This window comes from Streptomyces sp. NPDC091377 (genome assembly GCF_044757045.1).
GTDB lineage: Bacteria > Actinomycetota > Actinomycetes > Streptomycetales > Streptomycetaceae > Streptomyces.
Window position 1 is genome coordinate 167,526 of record NZ_JBIVUE010000001.1, and the last position, 18,279, is coordinate 185,804.

Genomic DNA, 18,279 nt, shown 5'->3' on the forward strand with positions numbered 1-18,279 from the left:
CAGACCGGAGGCCGGCGGGGGAACCGTCAGGGACGGAACGGACTGTCCGAGCAGTTCGCGTGGCACTGCGAGCACTCGGCGAGGTCCAGCTCGGGCCAGAACTCCATGTCGATCTCGTACCCGGCGAGTGTGATCGCGTCGACCGTCCGGGCACGGAGGGCCTTGCCGCCCCCGTGCTCCTCCGGGTCGAGGTATCCGGGCTGGTGGTCCAGGAATCGGCCGAACTTCTCTTCGCAGAATTCCCGGTACGCCTTGGTGTGGAGCAGGAAGGCGTGCCAGAAGTCGTCCACGAGGGGCGAGGGGCTGAGCGGCCTCTCGCTGTAGTCGCACGCAACGAGGAAGGCGAGCATCTGCCCGACGCCGCGGTCGGCCTTCTCCTCGGTCAGCTGCGGGAACTTGGCGCGCATGTTGTCGACCAGGGTCTCGCGCAGTTCCGTGCTGATCAGCGTCCGCGCGTCGGTCGCAGTGCGCTTCTGTGCGGTGGTCACGGTCCGTGCCTCCTTGTGTTGGGTGGTGCTTCGGACGTGGTGGTGCGCACCGCGGCGGGACCCGGTTGGCGGCCTCGGCCGCGGTGGAGTCCCCGCCCGCCCAGGGGGAGCAGGAAGCATCCGGGCGGGCGGGGGGCCTTATGCCGCTTCGGGGGCGGCGTCGGGGATGGTCAGCGCCGGGCCGTTGGCTCGCGGGCTGTCGAGGCCAGTGCCCACGAGCATCCCGAGACAGGTGAAACCCGTGGTCGTGCCTATGGCCCAGAGCAGGCTGAGGAAGAACCCGACGGGATCGGAGGGGCGCCGTAATCGGCGGACGCGTGGCGGGCGCTCACAGCTTGCCCCCGCGCGCCGCGTCGCGCAGTTCGAGGATGCGCCCAACCTGGTAGGCGTACAGCTCCAACTGCGCGGGGTCGAGCACGAGCAGGGATTCGCTGATCCCGCCGTCCTCGTAGTGGACGGTGACAGGTAGGCCGCCCTGCTCGGCGCGCTGGTCGTACATCACGTCTCGCTTCTGTGGCGTGATGTGTGTGACCTGAGCGGGGACAGGGCGCAGGGTTGTTCCGTCGTAGGGCGCGGACCACTCGTCGCCGCCTCCGGGCGGCACCAGGCCGTAAGTCCGTCTGCCGTCGCCGGGCAGAGCCACGACGACACCGATCTCGCCCTTGGTGGTGTCCCGAGCGAGGTCACCGAGTCGGGGATAGAACGGTGCGGCGGTCCCTAACTCGCCGCCCTGCGAAGGGAGATGGGGGGTTCCTCGTCGAGTCATGCCCCTGACGCTAAGAGTGCGCCAGGGGCCCAATATGAATCAGAGGAATACGACCCTCATCCGTCGAGGTGGAACCGGTCCGACATGCGGCGAAGCTTCTCGCGCGTCGCGGAGCGCTCGGCGTAGACGACGCTCCGCAGCGTCGAACGGGCCATGGGATGGTTGCGCACCAGTTGTGGGGCGATACGCTCGGCGGTCTCTAGCTCGGCGAGCGCCTTGTCGCGGTTTCCGTCCCACAGCCAGGCTCGGGCGAGGTCCATGTGATGGTGCCCCTGCCTGGAGTTGGGCAGGGCGGCGACCAGTTCGGGACCCGTACGCCGGTTTATCGCGAGCGCTCGGGTCTGGTCGCCGTATTCCAGCGCAACGCTGATCGCGTGAATCTGCACGTTGCCCGGTGAGAACGTCACTGAATGCCGGTCGTAGACCGGCGGTCCCTGGTGGCTCGTCATCCGTTCGGCGGCGGCGCGGGCGTGCGCGATGCGGTCCTCGGACTCCGCCGGCCGGCCCGCGCGGGCGGCCGATACTGCGGCGCGCAGGTGCAGAGATCCCCACATGCGGACGGCGAGAGGGTCGCCGCGGTCGTAGTCGTCCTGGATGTCGCCGAGAGCCTTGTCGGACAGTGACAGGGAGTCGTCCCAATCGGCGGTGGCCCACATGTCCCAAACGCGCATCCAGTCGGCGAGTGCGGGCATGACGGGGTCACCGGACAGGCGAGCAGACCATGCTGCACGCTCGGCGGCCATGGTGATCAGCTCGGCGTGTCCGAGGGCGTGGGCTGCCGTGTGGGTGAACTTGCAGGCGACGGCGTAGATCGCGTACGCCTCTTCGCGTTCGTGGCCGTTGGAAACCTCGGCGAGCGCACGCGCCTCACGTAGCAGGTCCGGCAGCACCCGCAGGATGGCCACGTTGGCGGCGGCGTCTCGTAGGCGGTGCAGCCTGGTCATGTCGCGCCACAGTTCGCTGGACTGCCGGGGGGTGCCCTCGAATACCGGCGTGAGGTCGTAGCGGCGTAGTTCACGCAAGATGGACGCGGCGGCGACCTGCCACTGATTGTCAGCCGGGCTGCTGGTGTAAGGGCGCCCGATCAGGTCGTTGGGATGAACGTGCAGCTCAGCCGCGAGGGCGTTGAGCAGGCCAACACGGTCGATCTCGATTTGTCCGCGTTCCATCTTGGACACCCACCCCTGAGACTTCCCCAGGGCGGCGGCGAGGTCCGCCTGTGGCATGCCCAGGCGCAAGCGCGCGCGGCGAACACGGCGGCCGATCTCCTCGGCTTCTTCCAGCATGCGCGGGGCTCCATCCGTTCGGGCTCTCTCAAGAACGGTACCCATGAGGCGCGGCGAGCGTTCTTCCCCAGCGGTAGAACGACAGCAGCCCCCGGTACGGCCTGTGCGGCCGTACCGGGGGCGTTGCTCCATGTGGTGGCGTGCTTCGTCATCTGAGTTGGGCGAGTGCAGCGAGCATGAGGCCGACGAGGCCGACCAGGGCGCCGATGCTCGGCAGCGGCCACCGCCGGTCTTCGAGTTCGTCGACGCGGTTTTCGAGATCGTCGAGACGCGCCTCGGTCTGGTTGCTCCGCTGAACGAGCAGGGCGAGCGCGCCGTCGAGCCGGGCGAACCCCACCTCGACTGTGGCGCGCAGCCGTTCAAGAGCGACTGCTGCTGAGTCGGGCGGCGGCTCGGGTGTGGTCACGCGCTGCCCCCGTTCTTCCGGTCGAGAGCGAGCAGCTCGTCATCGCCGTTCGGCGCGGCGCGCAACCATGTCGGCAGCAGGTTCTCGACGACCGGCAGTGCCATCACACGCGTGATGCAGCCTGCGACGGCGAGCGCGAGGCCGACGCCGGCGGCGGCCTTCGGGATGGCGGCCGCATTGATGATCAGAGGCAGGCCGGTGGCGAGGGCGAGCACGGTCTGCACGACGGTCCGGATGGTGCGCCGGTTGGCGTCGGTCATGGGTTGTTCTCCTCTTGTGAAGTGAGCTGCGTACGGCGAGGAGAGCTCTTGGTGCTGGTGACTCAGGTCACGCAGTGGACGGACCTGTCCGGAGGAGCCGTTTCGGGGCGACGGAGACGTGCTCACTGGCCGGGCGCTCGGGCCCACGGGGCACCCGCTTGAGGCGCACGTCGAGCAAAGTCTCAGCGATCAGGCGCTGCTGCGACAGCTCCAGCTGAGCCCATGCGTCGGCAACCTCCCTGGGGGTCGCCCCCACGATGTCGCGAACGACTGAGGGCGCCTTCAGCGACCGTGCCTGCTGCTCCGCGTGAGCGATTTTCGGCAGCAGCCCCGCCTCGACGGCGACGAGGCTCTCAGCGGAGAGCGCGCCCGTGATGGCCTGGTCCCGGAACTCCGAGAGCCGCTGTCGTAGCAGCTTCACCTCGGCGTCGGCCTCTTCGATCTGGCGCACGAGATCGTCCTCGCCCTTGGTGTACGCCTCGATGAACTGCGGCGGCCGGGGATCCGGACCCGTCCATCACAGCAGAATTCCGCGCCGGGGTGCGCCCCGGCGTGGGCGCGTGCCCATGGAAGAAGGCCGCTGCCCGGGGCGGCAACGGCCTTCCTTCGTACGGCGCTTCGGGACGCCCGCGCGTCAGAGCACGCGCACCGCGCCCGACGCCGGGTAGCCGGAGAGGTCCTGGATGACGACGCCCTTGGAGGGGTTGGCCGCGTCCAGGTACTGGCCGTTCCCGATGTACACACCCGTGTGGTACGCCGAGCCCTTGCCGCCCCAGTAGAGGATGTCACCGACCTGGAGGTTGGAGGTGCCCACCTCGGTGCCGACCGTGGACTGGTCCTGCGAGACCCGGGGGAGGTCCACGCCGACCTGCTTGAACGCGGCCTGCACGAGGCTGGAGCAGTCCCACGCGTTGGGGCCGGTGGCGCCCATGACGTAGGCGTCGCCCAGCTGTGCCTTGAGGAAGCTGATGACGGTGCCGACACTGCCGCTCGCGGGCGCGGGGGCGTCCGACTGCGTGCCGCCCGCGGAGGACGACGAGGACGAGGCGGAGGCGGTGGCGAGGACGGGGCGCTCGGCGTCGCGCGCGGCGCGCTCCGCGGCCTCCTTACGGGCCTCCTCGGCCTTCTTCCTGGCCTCGGCCTTCTTCTTCGCCTCCTTGAGGTCGGACTTGGCCTCCTTGGCGGCGTCGGCCGCGGCGGCGTCACGCTCGGCCCGCAGCTCGTAGTTGGCGGCGGCCAGCTGGGTGGCCTCCGCGGACGCGGCGACCTGGGTGGCCAGGTCGGCCGTCAGGGTGGGCAGTTCGAGGGTCTGCGTCACCGGCTCGGCGGCACTCGCCGAGGCCGAGGCGCCGCCGACGGCCACCGTGCTGAGGATGCCACCGGCAACGCCGGCGCGCATCGCGAGCGACGAGGCGCTGCGGGGCCGGGGCTTCCGGTGGCTGCGTATCTGAGCGGTGTGGGACATGGGACTAAGCGGTACCAGGGGCTCCTCCATACCTTCAAGAAACGTGGCCTGCGCCACAGTTGTTCAATCGGCGTCCCGAATCCCAGGCGTGTCACTCTTTATTGACGCCGTAACGGACATTGTGGACGCGCCGTAATACGCCTGTGATCACGGCCTTTCATGGTTACGTCCGAATTGCCCCGCACCTACCACCGGTTGCGAAGGATGGCCAAGCCCCGTTCTCAGACGCCTCTCATCAATGTGGCCGAGGTCACGGAACGGTTACCGGGTGTGCTGCGTCCTTAACTGCTTTTCCCGAGCGGCCCCGTACGGCACCCTCCGTGACCGTTCGACGCGCCTCCGTCACGACCCCGACGGCGTCTCCCGTCGCGACCGTTCCCGATCCGCTCCGGGGCGGCGGCGCTCGTGAACGCGTGCACACATCATCCGCGCGTCCACACCTCGTACCCCCTCACCCCGAGGTGTGAACGGACTCCACTATCAAGCACCGCCGTGCCACGCCAATTTGCATGCAGAAGAACTCTCTTGATATTGAGACGCACCCTCTGAGCTGCCCTGACGAGCGAAGATGTCGCGATTGGTGATCGCTCGGATGCTTCCAGTGTGAAGATCACCGCTCATCCGACTTCATGATCCTTCGTCAGGTGGTGGAGATCACAAAGCTTGTGCAATACCCCGTGTCGCAGATCACAGAGCGGCGGGCATAAGATGCGGAGCAGTTGGGCTTGTGACCTGCTTCACATGTTCTCGATCTTCGATGAGGGACTCGGAGGAATTCGTGGGACGGGTGGGGCGCAACGAGCCCATGCACCACCGCCAGCAGTCAGTGCCGACTGAGAGGAGCGAGGAGCGGTGAACGCCTATGCGCCCATCCTCGTACTGGGAGCCCTCGGGGCAGGCTTTGCGATCTTCTCCGTGGTCATGGCCACGCTGATCGGTCCGAAGCGGTACAACCGCGCCAAGCTCGAAGCCTACGAGTGCGGAATCGAGCCGACCCCCACGCCGGCCGGCGGCGGGCGCTTCCCCATCAAGTACTACCTGACGGCGATGCTCTTCATCGTCTTCGACATCGAGATCGTCTTCCTCTACCCGTGGGCCGTCACCTTCGACGCCCTGGGTGTGTTCGGGCTCGTGGAGATGCTGCTCTTCGTGCTCACCGTCTTCGTCGCCTACGCCTACGTGTGGCGGCGCGGCGGCCTGGAATGGGACTGAGGGGCCTTTAGTCATGGGACTCGAAGAAAAGCTGCCGAGCGGCTTTCTGCTGACCACCGTCGAGCAGGCCGCGGGCTGGGTGCGCAAGTCGTCCGTCTTCCCGGCCACCTTCGGCCTCGCGTGCTGCGCCATCGAGATGATGACCACCGGCGCCGGCCGCTACGACCTGGCGCGCTTCGGCATGGAGGTCTTCCGCGGCTCACCGCGCCAGGCGGACCTGATGATCGTGGCCGGCCGGGTCAGCCAGAAGATGGCGCCGGTGCTGCGGCAGGTCTACGACCAGATGCCCGACCCGAAGTGGGTGATCTCCATGGGGGTCTGCGCGTCGTCCGGCGGCATGTTCAACAACTACGCGATCGTCCAGGGCGTCGACCATGTCGTCCCGGTCGACATCTACCTCCCCGGCTGCCCGCCGCGCCCCGAGATGCTGCTGGACGCGATCCTCAAGCTCCACCAGAAGATCCAGACCTCCAAGCTCGGTGTGAACGCCGAGGAGGCGGCCCGTGAGGCGGAGGAAGCGGCGCTGAAGGCCCTGCCCACGATCGAGATGAAGGGGCTGCTGCGATGAGCGACGCCAACGGCGCCGACGGAGCGTCGAACGGGGTGAACCCCGAGCAGGACCTCGGCGGCGCCAACCTCCCCGGCCGGCGCGGCGACGGCGGCGAGGAGATCCGCGTCCAGCGCGGCATGTTCGGCGCGAACAACGGCGGCGACACCTCCGGGTACGCCGGTCTGGTCCGCTCCGTCCGGCTCCCGGGCCCGGCCAACCGCCCCTACGGCGGCTGGTTCGACGAGGTCGCCGACGAACTGGAGGGCGCCCTGGAGGAACAGGGCCTGCTCCCGGAGAACGCGGTCGAGAAGACCGTCGTCGACCGGGACGAGATCACCTTCCACATCGAACGCGAGCACCTCGTCCGCGTCGCCCGCACCCTGCGCGACGACCCCGCCCTGCGCTTCGAACTGTGCACCGGCGTCAGCGGTGTGCACTACCCGGGCGACAAGGGCCGCGAACTGCATGCCGTGTACCACCTGCGCTCGATCACCCACAACCGGCTGATCCGCCTCGAAGTCACCGCCCCCGACAGCGACCCGCACATCCCGTCGCTCGTCCCCGTCTACCCGACCAACGACTGGCACGAGCGCGAGACGTACGACTTCTTCGGCATCGTCTTCGACGGCCACCCGGCCCTGACCCGGATCATGATGCCGGACGACTGGCAGGGCCACCCGCAGCGCAAGGACTATCCCCTCGGCGGTATCCCCGTCGAGTACAAGGGCGCCCAGATCCCGGCTCCGGACCAGCGGAGGTCGTACTCATGAGCACACAGCACGCCACTCCGCGCGAGACCACCGAAGGAACCGTCTACACGGTCACCGGCGGCGACTGGGACGAGGTCGTCCAGTCCGCCGCCCGCGCCGACGACGAACGCATCGTCGTCAACATGGGCCCCCAGCACCCCTCCACCCACGGAGTGCTCCGCCTGATCCTGGAGATCGAGGGCGAGACCGTCACCGAGGCCCGCTGCGGCATCGGCTATCTGCACACCGGCATCGAGAAGAACCTCGAATACCGCACGTGGACGCAGGGCACCACCTTCGTCACGCGCATGGACTACCTCACCTCGTTCTTCAACGAGACCGCCTACTGCCTCGCCGTCGAGAAGCTCCTCGGCATCGAGAACGAGATCCCCGACCGCGCCACGATCATCCGGGTGCTCCTGATGGAGCTGAACCGGCTCTCCTCCCACCTGGTGTGCATCGCCACCGGCGGCATGGAACTGGGCGCGACCACGATCATGATCTACGGGTTCCGCGACCGGGAGATGATCCTCGACATCTACGAGCTGATCACCGGCCTGCGGATGAACCACGCCTACATCCGCCCCGGCGGACTCGCCCAGGACCTGCCGCCCGGCGCGGTCGACCACATCCGCGAGTTCGTCAAGAAGATGCGCAAGAACCTCCCCGAGTACGACAAGCTCGCCACCGGGAACCCCATCTTCAAGGCCCGGATGCAGAACGTCGGCCATCTCGACCTCACCGGCTGCATGGCACTCGGCGCCACCGGCCCGATCCTGCGCTCCACCGGCCTCCCGCACGACCTGCGCAAGGCGCAGCCCTACTGCGGCTACGAGACCTACGACTTCGACGTCCCCACCGCCGACACCTGCGACTCCTACGGCCGCTTCCTCATCCGCCTGGAAGAGATGCGCCAGTCGCTCAGGATCGTCGAGCAGTGCCTGGACCGGCTGGAGCCCGGCCCGGTCATGGTCGGGGACAAGAAGATCGCCTGGCCCGCCCAGCTGGCCCTCGGCCCCGACGGACTCGGCAACTCGCTTGACCACATCAAGACGATCATGGGCACCTCCATGGAGGCCCTGATCCACCACTTCAAGCTCGTCACCGAAGGCTTCCGCGTCCCGCCGGGACAGACCTACGCGGCGGTCGAGTCCCCCAAGGGCGAGCTGGGCGTCCACGCCGTCTCCGACGGCGGCACCCGCCCCTTCCGGGTCCACTTCCGCGACCCGTCCTTCACCAATCTGCAGGCCATGGCGGCGATGTGCGAGGGCGGCCAGGTCGCCGATGTCATCGTCGCCGTCGCGTCCATTGACCCCGTGATGGGAGGCGTCGACCGGTGACCACCTCTTCTTCGGAGCGGGGCGTCAGCCTGGGCATGCCGGAACTGCCCGCGCCCGCCTACCCGGACGACGTCCGGGCCCGGCTGGAGCGCGACGCGCGCGAGGTCATCGCGCGCTACCCCGACTCCCGCTCCGCCCTGCTGCCGCTGCTGCACCTCGTGCAGTCGGAGGAAGGGCACGTCACGCGCACCGGAATGCAGTTCTGCGCGGACGTGCTGGAGCTGACCACGGCCGAGGTCACCGCGGTCGCCACCTTCTACACCATGTACCGGCGCCGCCCCAGCGGCGACTACCAGGTCGGCGTGTGCACCAACACGCTGTGCGCGGTCATGGGCGGCGACGCCATCTTCGAGGCGCTCCAGGAACACCTCGGCGTCGGCAACAGCGAGACCACCGGCGACGGCAAGGTCACCCTGGAGCACATCGAGTGCAACGCGGCCTGCGACTTCGCACCGGTCGTGATGGTCAACTGGGAGTTCTTCGACAACCAGACCGTGCAGAGCGCCAAGCGCCTCGTCGACGACCTGCGCGCCGGCCGCGAGGTGCTGCCCACCCGCGGGGCCTCGCTGTGCACCTTCAAGGAGACCGCCCGGATCCTGGCCGGCTTCCCCGACGAGCGCGCCGGCGCCACCGCCGCGGGCGGCAGCGCGGGCCCCGCCTCCCTGGTGGGACTGCGCCTGGCCAAGGGCGAGGCCACGCCCGCACGGGTCGTCCACCCGCGCGACGGCGCACCGCAGGACCCGTCGCGGGACACCGCGCCACAGGACGAGCCGCGGGACCGCCCCGGGCAGGCGCCCACCGAGCACCCCAGCTCACACGACGCGCCGCAGGACACATCGGCATCGGATCCCGCCCACCCGGCGGGGCCTGTCGCCGAGGAGGGGGAGTGATGACCTTGGCACCCGAGCTGAAAGACACCGGCCCCGAGAAACTGCTCGCGCCCGTGCTGTCCGCCTTCTGGGACGAGGACGAGTCCTGGACGCTGGACGTCTACCGGCGCCACCAGGGCTACGAGGGGCTCCGCAAGGCCCTCGCCATGGCACCGGACGACCTGATCGCCTACGTCAAGGACTCCGGTCTGCGCGGACGCGGCGGAGCCGGGTTCCCGACCGGGATGAAGTGGCAGTTCATCCCGCAGGGCGACGGAAAGCCGCACTATCTTGTTGTCAACGCCGACGAATCGGAGCCGGGGACCTGCAAGGACATCCCGCTCCTCTTCGCGAACCCGCACAGCCTCATCGAGGGCATGATCATCGCGTGTTACGCCATCAGGTCGTCGCACGCCTTCATCTATCTGCGGGGTGAGGTCGTCCCCGTACTGCGGCGGCTGCACTCGGCGGTCGCCGAGGCGTACGCGGCGGGCTACCTCGGCGAGAACGTCCTCGGCAGCGGACTCGATCTGGACATCACCGTGCACGCGGGCGCGGGCGCGTACATCTGCGGTGAGGAGACCGCGCTGCTGGACTCCCTCGAAGGCCGTCGCGGCCAACCACGGCTGCGTCCCCCCTTCCCTGCGGTCGCGGGCCTCTATGCGTGCCCCACTGTGGTGAACAACGTCGAGTCCATCGCCTCGGTTCCCGCCATCCTCAACAACGGCAAGGAATGGTTCAGGTCGATGGGGAGCGAGAAGTCCGCGGGCTTCACGCTCTACTCCCTCAGCGGCCATGTCGCCAGCCCCGGCCAGTACGAGGCCCCCCTCGGCATCACCCTGCGCCAGCTCCTGGAGATGGGCGGCGGCATGCGCCCCGGCCACCGGCTGAAGTTCTGGACCCCGGGCGGCTCCTCCACCCCGATGTTCACCGACGAACACCTCGACGTCCCGCTCGACTACGAGGGCGTCGGCGCCGCCGGCTCCATGCTCGGCACCAAGGCGCTCCAGTGCTTCGACGAGACGACCTGCGTGGTCCGCGCCGTCACCCGCTGGACCGAGTTCTACGCCCACGAGTCCTGCGGCAAATGCACCCCCTGCCGCGAAGGCACCTACTGGCTCGTCCAGTTGCTCCGCGACATCGAGGCGGGCAAGGGCCTGATGTCCGACCTCGACAAGCTGAACGACATCGCCGACAACATCAACGGCAAGTCCTTCTGCGCCCTCGGTGACGGCGCCGCCGCGCCGATCTTCTCGTCCCTGCAGTACTTCCGCGAGGAGTACGAGCAGCACATCACGGGCCGGGGCTGCCCCTTCGACCCGGCCAAGTCGACAGCCTGGGCGGACCGCCCGGAGGTGAACGCATGACCGTGACCACCAGCGCCCCCACCGGAGGGGGAGAGGCGGCGGTCCCGCCGGAGGACCTCGTCACGCTGACGATCGACGGCGTCGAGATCAGCGTGCCCAAGGGCACCCTGGTCATCCGCGCCGCCGAACGCCTCGGCATCGAGATCCCCCGGTTCTGCGACCACCCCCTCCTCGACCCCGCCGGCGCCTGCCGCCAGTGCATCGTCGAGGTCGAGGGACAGCGCAAGCCCATGGCGTCCTGCACCATCACCTGCACCGACGGGATGGTGGTACGCACCCAGCTGACCTCGCAGGTCGCCGAGAAGGCCCAGAAGGGTGTGATGGAGCTGCTGCTCATCAACCACCCGCTGGACTGCCCGGTCTGCGACAAGGGCGGCGAGTGCCCGCTCCAGAACCAGGCCATGTCGCACGGCCAGTCCGACTCCCGCTTCGACGGCAAGAAGCGGACCTTCGAGAAGCCGGTCCCCATCTCCACCCAGGTGCTGCTGGACCGCGAGCGGTGCGTCCTGTGCGCCCGCTGCACCCGCTTCTCCAACCAGGTCGCCGGCGACCCCATGATCGAACTCCTCGAACGCGGCGCGCTCCAGCAGGTCGGCACCGGCGAGGGCGACCCCTTCGAGTCGTACTTCTCCGGCAACACCATCCAGATCTGCCCCGTCGGCGCGCTCACCTCGGCCGCCTACCGGTTCCGCTCCCGCCCCTTCGACCTGGTCTCCTCGCCGAGCGTGTGCGAACACTGCTCCGGCGGCTGCGCCACCCGCACCGACCACCGCCGCGGCAAGGTCATGCGACGGCTCGCCGCCGAGGACCCCGAGGTCAACGAGGAGTGGGTCTGCGACAAGGGCCGCTTCGGGTTCCGCTACGCGCAGCAGCCCGACCGGCTGCGCACCCCGCTGGTGCGCAACGCCGACGGCGAACTGGAACCCGCCTCCTGGCCGGAGGCCCTCCAGATCGCCGCCCAGGGACTGCTCGCCTCCCGGGGCCGTACCGGTGTCCTCACCGGCGGCCGGCTCACCGTCGAGGACGCCTACGCCTACAGCAAGTTCGCGCGCGTGGCGCTCGACACCAACGACATCGACTTCCGCGCGCGCGTGCACAGCGCCGAGGAGGCCGACTTCCTCGCCGCCCGGATCGCGGGCCGCGGCCACGACCTCGACGGCACCGGCGTCACCTACGCCGCGCTGGAGAAGGCCCCGGCCGTGCTGCTCGCCGGGTTCGAGTCGGAGGAGGAGGCGCCCGGCGTCTTCCTGCGGCTGCGCAAGGCGTGGCGCAAGCACGGCCAGCGGGTCTACTCACTGGCCACCCATGTCACCCGCGGCCTGGAGAAGGCGGGCGGCATCCTGCTGCCGGCCGCTCCCGGCACCGAGACCGAATGGCTGGACGCGCTCGCGGGCGGCGTCGGCCTGGAGGAGCCCGGCGCGCGGGCCGCGGAGGCGCTGCGCGGCGAGGGCGCCGTCATCGTCGTAGGAGAGCGGCTGGCGGCCGTGGCGGGCGGGCTGACCGCAGCCGTACGGGCCGCGACCGCGACCGGGGCCCGGCTGGTGTGGATCCCGCGGCGCGCCGGGGAGCGGTCGGCGATCGAGGCCGGCGCGCTGCCGTCGCTGCTGCCGGGCGGGCGCCCCGCCACCGACCCGCGCGCGCGGGAGGAGGTCGCGGCCCTGTGGGGCGTGGCCGAACTCCCGACCCGCTACGGCCGTGACACCGGCCAGATCGTGGAGGGCGCCGCCTCCGGTGAACTCCAGGCGCTGCTCGTCGCGGGCGTGGAGGTGGCCGATCTGCCCGACCCGGCCCGCGCGCGGGAGGCGCTCGACGCGGTCGGCTTCCTGGTGTCGCTGGAACTGCGGCCCAGCGAGGTCTCCCGCCGCGCCGACGTCGTCCTGCCGGTCGCCGCGGTCGCCGAGAAGGCGGGTGCCTTCCTCAACTGGGAGGGCCGGGTGCGGTTCTTCGAGGCCGCCCTCAAGCCCGACCAGATGACCCGGCAGCCCGCGCCCACCGACACGCGCGCCCTCCAGATGCTCGCCGACGCCATGGACATCCACCTCGCCCTGCCCGATCTGCGCACCGCGCGCACCGAGATCGACCGGCTCGGCCCCTGGGACGGTCCGCGCGCGGGAGAGCCGCGGGAGAGCGCCGTACCCCTGCCGCGGCCCGCCGCCGGTGAGGCCGTCCTCGCGGGCCACCGGCTCCTGCTCGACCAGGGCGTCCTCCAGCAGGGCGACACCGCGCTCGCCGGGACGCGACACGCCGCCCTCGCGCGCGTGTCCGCGGCCACCGCCGCCGAGGCGGGCGTCGCGGACGGCGACCCGCTGGTGGTGACCGGCCCCGCCGGGACCGTCGAACTGCCGCTGAAGATCACCGAGATGCCCGACCGGGTGGTCTGGCTCCCGCTGAACTCCACCGGCGGCGGAGTCGCCTCCGACACCGGCGCCCGGCCCGGCTCCCTCGTCCGCATCGGCCCGGCGGCCCCCGCCGACGAGACCCTCAAGGAGGTGGAGGCATGAGCTTGTACCTCGCCGCTGAAGATCTCTCCATGTTCGGCCGCGACCCGTGGTGGCTGGTCGCCGTCAAGGCCGTGTTCTGCTTCGCCTTCCTCATGGTGACCGTGCTGTTCTCGATCGTCTGGGAACGCAAGGTCGTCGCCTGGATGCAGCGGCGCATCGGCCCCAACCGGCACGGCCCCTGGGGCATGCTCCAGTCGCTCGCCGACGGCATCAAGCTGATGCTGAAGGAGGACGTCGTCGTCAAGCGCGCGGACAAGGTGGTCTACGTCCTCGCGCCGATCGTCGCCGCCATCCCGGCCTTCATGGCGATCGCGGTGATCCCCTTCGGCCCGGCCGGCAACGAGGTCTCGATCTTCGGCCAGCGCACCACGATGCAGCTCACCGACCTGCCGATCGCGATGCTCTACATCCTCGCGGTCGCCTCCGTCGGCATCTACGGCATCGTCCTCGCGGGCTGGAGCTCCGGCTCCACCTACCCGCTGCTCGGCGGCCTGCGCTCCTGCGCGCAGATGATCTCCTACGAGATCGCCATGGGCGCCGCGTTCGCCTCCGTCTTCCTCTACTCGGGATCGATGTCGACCTCGGCGATCGTCGAGGCGCAGGCGGACCGCTGGTACGTGATCCTGCTGCCGGTCTCCTTCATCATCTACATCGTCACCATGGTCGGGGAGACCAACCGCGCCCCGTTCGACATGCCGGAGTCCGAGGGCGACCTGGTCGGCGGCTTCAACACCGAGTACTCGTCCATCAAGTTCGCGATGTTCATGCTCGCCGAGTACGTGAACATGGTGACGGTGTCGGCGGTGTCCGTGACGCTCTTCCTGGGCGGCTGGCGGGCCCCCTGGCCGATCTCCACCTTCTGGGAGGGCGCGAACCACGGCTGGTGGCCGATGCTCTGGTTCGTCGTCAAGGTGCAACTGCTGCTGTTCTTCTTCATCTGGCTGCGCGGCACCCTGCCCCGGGTCCGCTACGACCAGCTGATGAAGCTCGGCTGGAAGGTGCTCATCCCGATCTCGCTGGTCTGGCTGATGCTCGCCGCGACCGTGCGGACCCTGCGCAACGAGAACATCGACTTCAGCGAGATCGCCCTGTACGTCGGCGGTGCCGTCCTCGCCCTGCTGCTGCTCTCGTTCGTCGTGGACATCTTCCGCGACCGCGGCCGGGCCGCTCCCGAACCGCCGGACCGGACGCCCGGGTTCGACCCGATGGCCGGTGGCTTCCCCGTGCCGCCGCTGCCCGGACAGGAGCTGCCACCGGCGCCCCGGCGCAGTCCGCGCCGCGAGCGGGAGCTGATTGTCAGTGGTGCCCCCGATACTCACAGTGACGGACCGACGGATGGAAAGGAGGCGTCCGATGGCTGAGGAGCCCAAGGACACCACACCCGGTTTCCAGAACCCCGTGGCCGGCTTCGGCGTGACCTTCAAGGCCATGTTCAAGAAGCGGCTGACCGAGCAGTACCCGGAGCAGCAGAAGACCACCGCTCCCCGCTTCCACGGACGGCACCAGCTCAACCGCCATCCGGACGGTCTGGAGAAGTGCGTCGGCTGCGAGCTGTGCGCCTGGGCCTGTCCCGCCGACGCCATCTACGTGGAGGGCGCGGACAACACCGAGGAGGAGCGCTACTCCCCGGGCGAGCGGTACGGGCGGGTGTACCAGATCAACTACGCCCGCTGCATCCTGTGCGGCCTGTGCATCGAGGCGTGCCCCACGCGCGCGCTGACGATGACCAACGAGTTCGAGCTGGCGGACTCCAGCCGCGCCAACCTCATCTACACCAAGGAGCAGCTCCTCGCCGGTCTGGAGGAGGGCATGGTCGACTCGCCGCACGCGATCTTCCCCGGCATGGACGAACAGGACTACTACCGGGGCCTGGTGACCGAGGCCGCGCCCGGCACGGTCCAGCAGCCGGCCGTCTCCCGGGGCGAGAAGCCGGAAGACCAGGGGGTGGACGTATGAGCGCGCAGCTCGCCGCCTACTCCACCTCCACCGGCGAGGCCGTGCAGTTCTGGATCCTGGGCACCGTCGCGGTGATCGGCGCCCTGTGCACCGTCCTGATGCGGAAGGCCGTGCACAGCGCGCTGTGCCTGGCCGGCACCATGATCATCCTGGCGGTGTTCTACCTCGCCAACGGGGCCTACTTCCTCGGCGTGGTGCAGATCATCGTCTACACCGGCGCGATCATGATGCTGTTCCTGTTCGTGGTGATGCTGGTCGGCGTCACCGCGGCCGACTCCCTGAAGGAGACCCTCAAGGGGCAGCGCTGGCTGGCCCTGCTGTGCGGTCTCGGCTTCGGCGTCCTGCTGATCGGGGGCATCGGCAACGCCTCCGTCACGGAGTTCACCGGCCTCGCCCAGGCGAACGCCAACGGCAATGTGGAGGGCCTCGCGGCCCTCCTTTTCACGCGGTACGTGTTCGCGTTCGAGATCACCGGCGCCCTGCTGATCACGGCCGCCGTCGGCGCCATGGTGCTCACCCACCGCGAGCGCACCGAGCCCGCCAAGTCCCAGCGCGAACTGGCCGAGCAGCGGGTCCGCGAGGGCAAGCACCTGCCGCCGCTGCCCGCGCCCGGGGTGTACGCGCGGCACAACGCCGTGGACATCGCGGGCCTGCTGCCCGACGGCACCCCGTCCGAACTCACGGTCAACCGGACGCTGCGCGAGCGCGGCCAGATCCGTGATGTGTCCGCGGAGGCCATCAGCGACCTCAAGGCGCTGGAGCAGCGCTCCGAGGAACGCCTGGAGCGGGACGAGATCGAGCCCCCGCACTTCAAGCGGACCGAGGAGGCGTCGAAGTGAACCCGGTCAACTATCTGTATCTCGCGGCCCTGCTGTTCACGATCGGCGCGAGCGGCGTGCTCATCAGGCGGAACGCGATCGTGCTGTTCATGTGCATCGAGCTGATGCTGAACGCCTGCAACCTCGCCTTCGTCGCCTTCTCCAGGATGCACGGCAATCTCGACGGACAGATCATCGCCTTCTTCACGATGGTCGTCGCCGCTGCCGAGGTCGTGGTCGGACTCGCGATCATCGTGTCCCTGTTCCGCGCCCGCCACTCGGCCTCGGTCGACGACGCCAGCCTGATGAAGCTGTAAGGGGTCGGAAGAATCGTGGAGAACCTGATTGCGCTGCTCATCGCGGCGCCCCTGCTCGGAGCCGCGGTCCTGCTCTGCGGCGGCCGTCGGCTGGACGCCGTCGGCCACTGGATCGGCACGCTCCTGTCGTTCGTCTCCTTCGCCTTCGGCGTGGTCCTCTTCGCCGATCTGCTGGGCAAGGGCGCCGACGACCGCACACTGATCCAGCATCTGTACACCTGGATCCCGGTCGAGGGCTTCCAGGCGGACATCGCCTTCCGCCTGGACCAGTTGTCGATGACGTTCGTCCTGCTGATCACCGGTGTCGGCTCAATGATCCACCTGTACTCCATCGGGTACATGGAGCACGACGAGCGCCGCCGCCGTTTCTTCGGCTATCTCAACCTGTTCCTCTCGGCGATGCTCATCCTCGTCCTCGCCGACAACTACCTGCTGCTGTACGTCGGCTGGGAGGGCGTCGGTCTCGCCTCCTACCTGCTGATCGGCTTCTGGCAGCACAAGCCCAGCGCGGCCACGGCCGCGAAGAAGGCGTTCCTGGTCAACCGGGTCGGCGACATGGGCCTGGCGATCGCGATCTTCCTGATGTTCACGACGTTCGGCACCTTCGCCTTCGGCCCGCTGCTCGGCGGCCACGAGGAGCCCGCGCTGATCGGCGGGGCGAGCGAGGCCGTGCTCACCGGCATCGGCCTGACGCTGCTGCTCGCCGCCTGCGGCAAGTCCGCCCAGGTACCGCTCCAGTCCTGGCTCGGGGACGCGATGGAGGGCCCGACCCCCGTCTCGGCCCTGATCCACGCCGCGACGATGGTGACCGCGGGCGTCTACCTCATCGTCCGCTCGGGGGCGATCTTCAACGCCGCCCCGGACGCCCAGCTCGTGGTGACCATCGTCGGCACGGTCACGCTGCTGTTCGGTGCGATCGTCGGTTGCGCGAAGGACGACATCAAGAAGGCGCTGGCCGGCTCGACCATGTCGCAGATCGGCTACATGATCCTCGCCGCCGGTCTCGGCCCCATCGGCTACGTCTTCGCCATCATGCACCTGGTGACGCACGGCTTCTTCAAGGCCGGGCTGTTCCTCGGCGCCGGCTCCGTCATGCACGGCATGAACGACGAGGTCGACATGCGCAAGTACGGCGGCCTGCGGAAATACATGCCGGTCACCTTCATCACCTTCGGCCTCGGCTATCTCGCCATCATCGGCTTCCCGGGCCTGTCCGGCTTCTTCTCCAAGGACAAGATCATCGAGGCGGCGTTCGCGAAGGGCGGCACCGAGGGCTGGATCCTCGGCGGCGCGGCCCTGCTCGGCGCGGCCATCACCGCGTTCTACATGACGCGCGTGATGCTGATGACCTTCTTCGGCGAGAAGCGCTGGCAGCCCGACGCGCAGGGCAACGAACCGCACCCGCACGAGTCGCCGAAGATCATGACGATCCCGATGATCGTGCTGGCCGTCGGCTCGGTCGCGGGCGGCGCGTTCTTCAGCATCGGCGACCGCTTCGTCCACTGGCTGGAGCCCATCACCGGCCACGACCACGGACACCCGCCGGTCAGCGCCACGACCGTCACCCTCGCCACCGTCGCCGTCATGGTCATCGGTGTGACGATCGCCTGGCTCCAGTACGGACGCCGCCCGGTCCCGGTCGTCGCCCCGCGCGGCTCCCTGCTCACCCGTGCCGCCCGCCGCGACCTCCTCCAGGACGACTTCAACCATGTCGTCCTGGTCCGCGGCGGCGAGCACCTCACACGCTCCCTGGTGTACGTCGACCACAGCCTGGTCGACGGAGTCGTCAACGGCACGGCGGCCTCGGTCGGCGGCCTCTCCGGACGGCTGCGCAGACTGCAGAACGGCTTCGCGCGGTCGTACGCGGTCTCGATGTTCGGCGGTGCGGCGGTCCTGATCGCCGCGACCCTGCTGATGAGGGCGGTCTGA

At 69.3% G+C, this 18,279-nt stretch carries 19 protein-coding genes; 12 read left to right on the plus strand and 7 right to left on the minus strand.

Annotated features, from left to right (window positions below):
- Positions 1 to 26: 26 nt before the first annotated feature.
- From ACIQNG_RS00825 to ACIQNG_RS00855, 7 genes are all read right to left on the minus strand, one after another.
- Positions 27 to 488 (minus strand): glycine-rich domain-containing protein, encoded by a 462-nt coding sequence (locus ACIQNG_RS00825; protein WP_401438341.1) that lies wholly within the window; start codon positions 486 to 488, stop codon positions 27 to 29.
- 328 nt (positions 489 to 816) lie between these two features.
- Positions 817 to 1,254 (minus strand): hypothetical protein, encoded by a 438-nt coding sequence (locus ACIQNG_RS00830; protein ID WP_401482025.1) that lies wholly within the window; start codon positions 1,252 to 1,254, stop codon positions 817 to 819.
- 56 nt (positions 1,255 to 1,310) lie between these two features.
- Positions 1,311 to 2,540 carry a helix-turn-helix domain-containing protein gene (locus tag ACIQNG_RS00835; RefSeq protein ID WP_401438337.1) on the minus strand — a complete coding sequence of 410 codons (1,230 nt, stop codon included), beginning with the start codon at positions 2,538 to 2,540 and terminating at the stop codon, positions 1,311 to 1,313.
- Positions 2,541 to 2,688: 148 nt separating this feature from the next.
- The gene (locus tag ACIQNG_RS00840) at positions 2,689 to 2,946 is read right to left on the minus strand and encodes a hypothetical protein (RefSeq protein ID WP_401482027.1); all 258 of its coding nucleotides are present in this window, start codon (positions 2,944 to 2,946) and stop codon (positions 2,689 to 2,691) included.
- Positions 2,943 to 3,206 (minus strand): hypothetical protein, encoded by a 264-nt coding sequence (locus ACIQNG_RS00845; protein ID WP_401482029.1) that lies wholly within the window; start codon positions 3,204 to 3,206, stop codon positions 2,943 to 2,945. Before ACIQNG_RS00845 ends, ACIQNG_RS00840 begins: the two co-directional genes overlap by 4 nt.
- 67 nt (positions 3,207 to 3,273) lie before the next feature.
- Positions 3,274 to 3,657 (minus strand): hypothetical protein, encoded by a 384-nt coding sequence (locus ACIQNG_RS00850; protein WP_401482031.1) that lies wholly within the window; start codon positions 3,655 to 3,657, stop codon positions 3,274 to 3,276.
- 183 nt (positions 3,658 to 3,840) lie between these two features.
- Entirely contained in the window at positions 3,841 to 4,701 is an 861-nt protein-coding gene (locus ACIQNG_RS00855) for a C40 family peptidase (RefSeq protein ID WP_401436501.1), read from the minus strand.
- Positions 4,702 to 5,523: 822 nt separating this feature from the next.
- Between ACIQNG_RS00855 and ACIQNG_RS00860 the strand changes: the two genes are divergently transcribed.
- The 12 genes from ACIQNG_RS00860 to nuoL are packed head-to-tail and all read left to right on the plus strand — an operon-like array spanning position 5,524 to position 18,279.
- Complete coding sequence (locus tag ACIQNG_RS00860; protein ID WP_007383963.1) at positions 5,524 to 5,883, plus strand: NADH-quinone oxidoreductase subunit A; 360 nt, start codon at positions 5,524 to 5,526, stop codon at positions 5,881 to 5,883.
- A gap of 13 nt (positions 5,884 to 5,896) precedes the next feature.
- Positions 5,897 to 6,451, plus strand: a complete 555-nt coding sequence (locus ACIQNG_RS00865) for a NuoB/complex I 20 kDa subunit family protein (RefSeq protein ID WP_401436503.1) — start codon at positions 5,897 to 5,899, stop codon at positions 6,449 to 6,451.
- On the plus strand, positions 6,448 to 7,203 hold the full coding sequence (locus ACIQNG_RS00870; protein WP_401436506.1) for an NADH-quinone oxidoreductase subunit C: 756 nt from the start codon (positions 6,448 to 6,450) through the stop codon (positions 7,201 to 7,203). The genes ACIQNG_RS00865 and ACIQNG_RS00870 overlap by 4 nt, the downstream gene beginning before the upstream one ends.
- Complete coding sequence (locus ACIQNG_RS00875) at positions 7,200 to 8,522, plus strand: NADH-quinone oxidoreductase subunit D (protein ID WP_401436508.1); 1,323 nt, start codon at positions 7,200 to 7,202, stop codon at positions 8,520 to 8,522. The genes ACIQNG_RS00870 and ACIQNG_RS00875 overlap by 4 nt, the downstream gene beginning before the upstream one ends.
- Complete coding sequence (gene nuoE, locus ACIQNG_RS00880) at positions 8,519 to 9,412, plus strand: NADH-quinone oxidoreductase subunit NuoE (protein WP_401482034.1); 894 nt, start codon at positions 8,519 to 8,521, stop codon at positions 9,410 to 9,412. The genes ACIQNG_RS00875 and nuoE overlap by 4 nt, the downstream gene beginning before the upstream one ends.
- Positions 9,412 to 10,758 carry an NADH-quinone oxidoreductase subunit NuoF gene (gene nuoF, locus ACIQNG_RS00885; protein ID WP_401436512.1) on the plus strand — a complete coding sequence of 449 codons (1,347 nt, stop codon included), beginning with the start codon at positions 9,412 to 9,414 and terminating at the stop codon, positions 10,756 to 10,758. Before nuoE ends, nuoF begins: the two co-directional genes overlap by 1 nt.
- Complete coding sequence (locus ACIQNG_RS00890) at positions 10,755 to 13,259, plus strand: NADH-quinone oxidoreductase subunit G (RefSeq protein WP_401482036.1); 2,505 nt, start codon at positions 10,755 to 10,757, stop codon at positions 13,257 to 13,259. The genes nuoF and ACIQNG_RS00890 overlap by 4 nt, the downstream gene beginning before the upstream one ends.
- Positions 13,256 to 14,620: an NADH-quinone oxidoreductase subunit NuoH gene (gene nuoH, locus ACIQNG_RS00895; RefSeq protein ID WP_401482038.1), complete on the plus strand. Its 1,365-nt coding sequence runs from the start codon at positions 13,256 to 13,258 to the stop codon at positions 14,618 to 14,620. Before ACIQNG_RS00890 ends, nuoH begins: the two co-directional genes overlap by 4 nt.
- Entirely contained in the window at positions 14,613 to 15,215 is a 603-nt protein-coding gene (gene nuoI, locus ACIQNG_RS00900; RefSeq protein WP_401436521.1) for an NADH-quinone oxidoreductase subunit NuoI, read from the plus strand. The genes nuoH and nuoI overlap by 8 nt, the downstream gene beginning before the upstream one ends.
- Entirely contained in the window at positions 15,212 to 16,054 is an 843-nt protein-coding gene (locus ACIQNG_RS00905) for an NADH-quinone oxidoreductase subunit J (RefSeq protein WP_401436523.1), read from the plus strand. The genes nuoI and ACIQNG_RS00905 overlap by 4 nt, the downstream gene beginning before the upstream one ends.
- Positions 16,051 to 16,350, plus strand: coding sequence for an NADH-quinone oxidoreductase subunit NuoK (gene nuoK / locus ACIQNG_RS00910; RefSeq protein ID WP_401482040.1), 300 nt, complete (start codon positions 16,051 to 16,053; stop codon positions 16,348 to 16,350). The genes ACIQNG_RS00905 and nuoK overlap by 4 nt, the downstream gene beginning before the upstream one ends.
- 15 nt (positions 16,351 to 16,365) lie before the next feature.
- Complete coding sequence (gene nuoL / locus ACIQNG_RS00915) at positions 16,366 to 18,279, plus strand: NADH-quinone oxidoreductase subunit L (RefSeq protein ID WP_401482042.1); 1,914 nt, start codon at positions 16,366 to 16,368, stop codon at positions 18,277 to 18,279.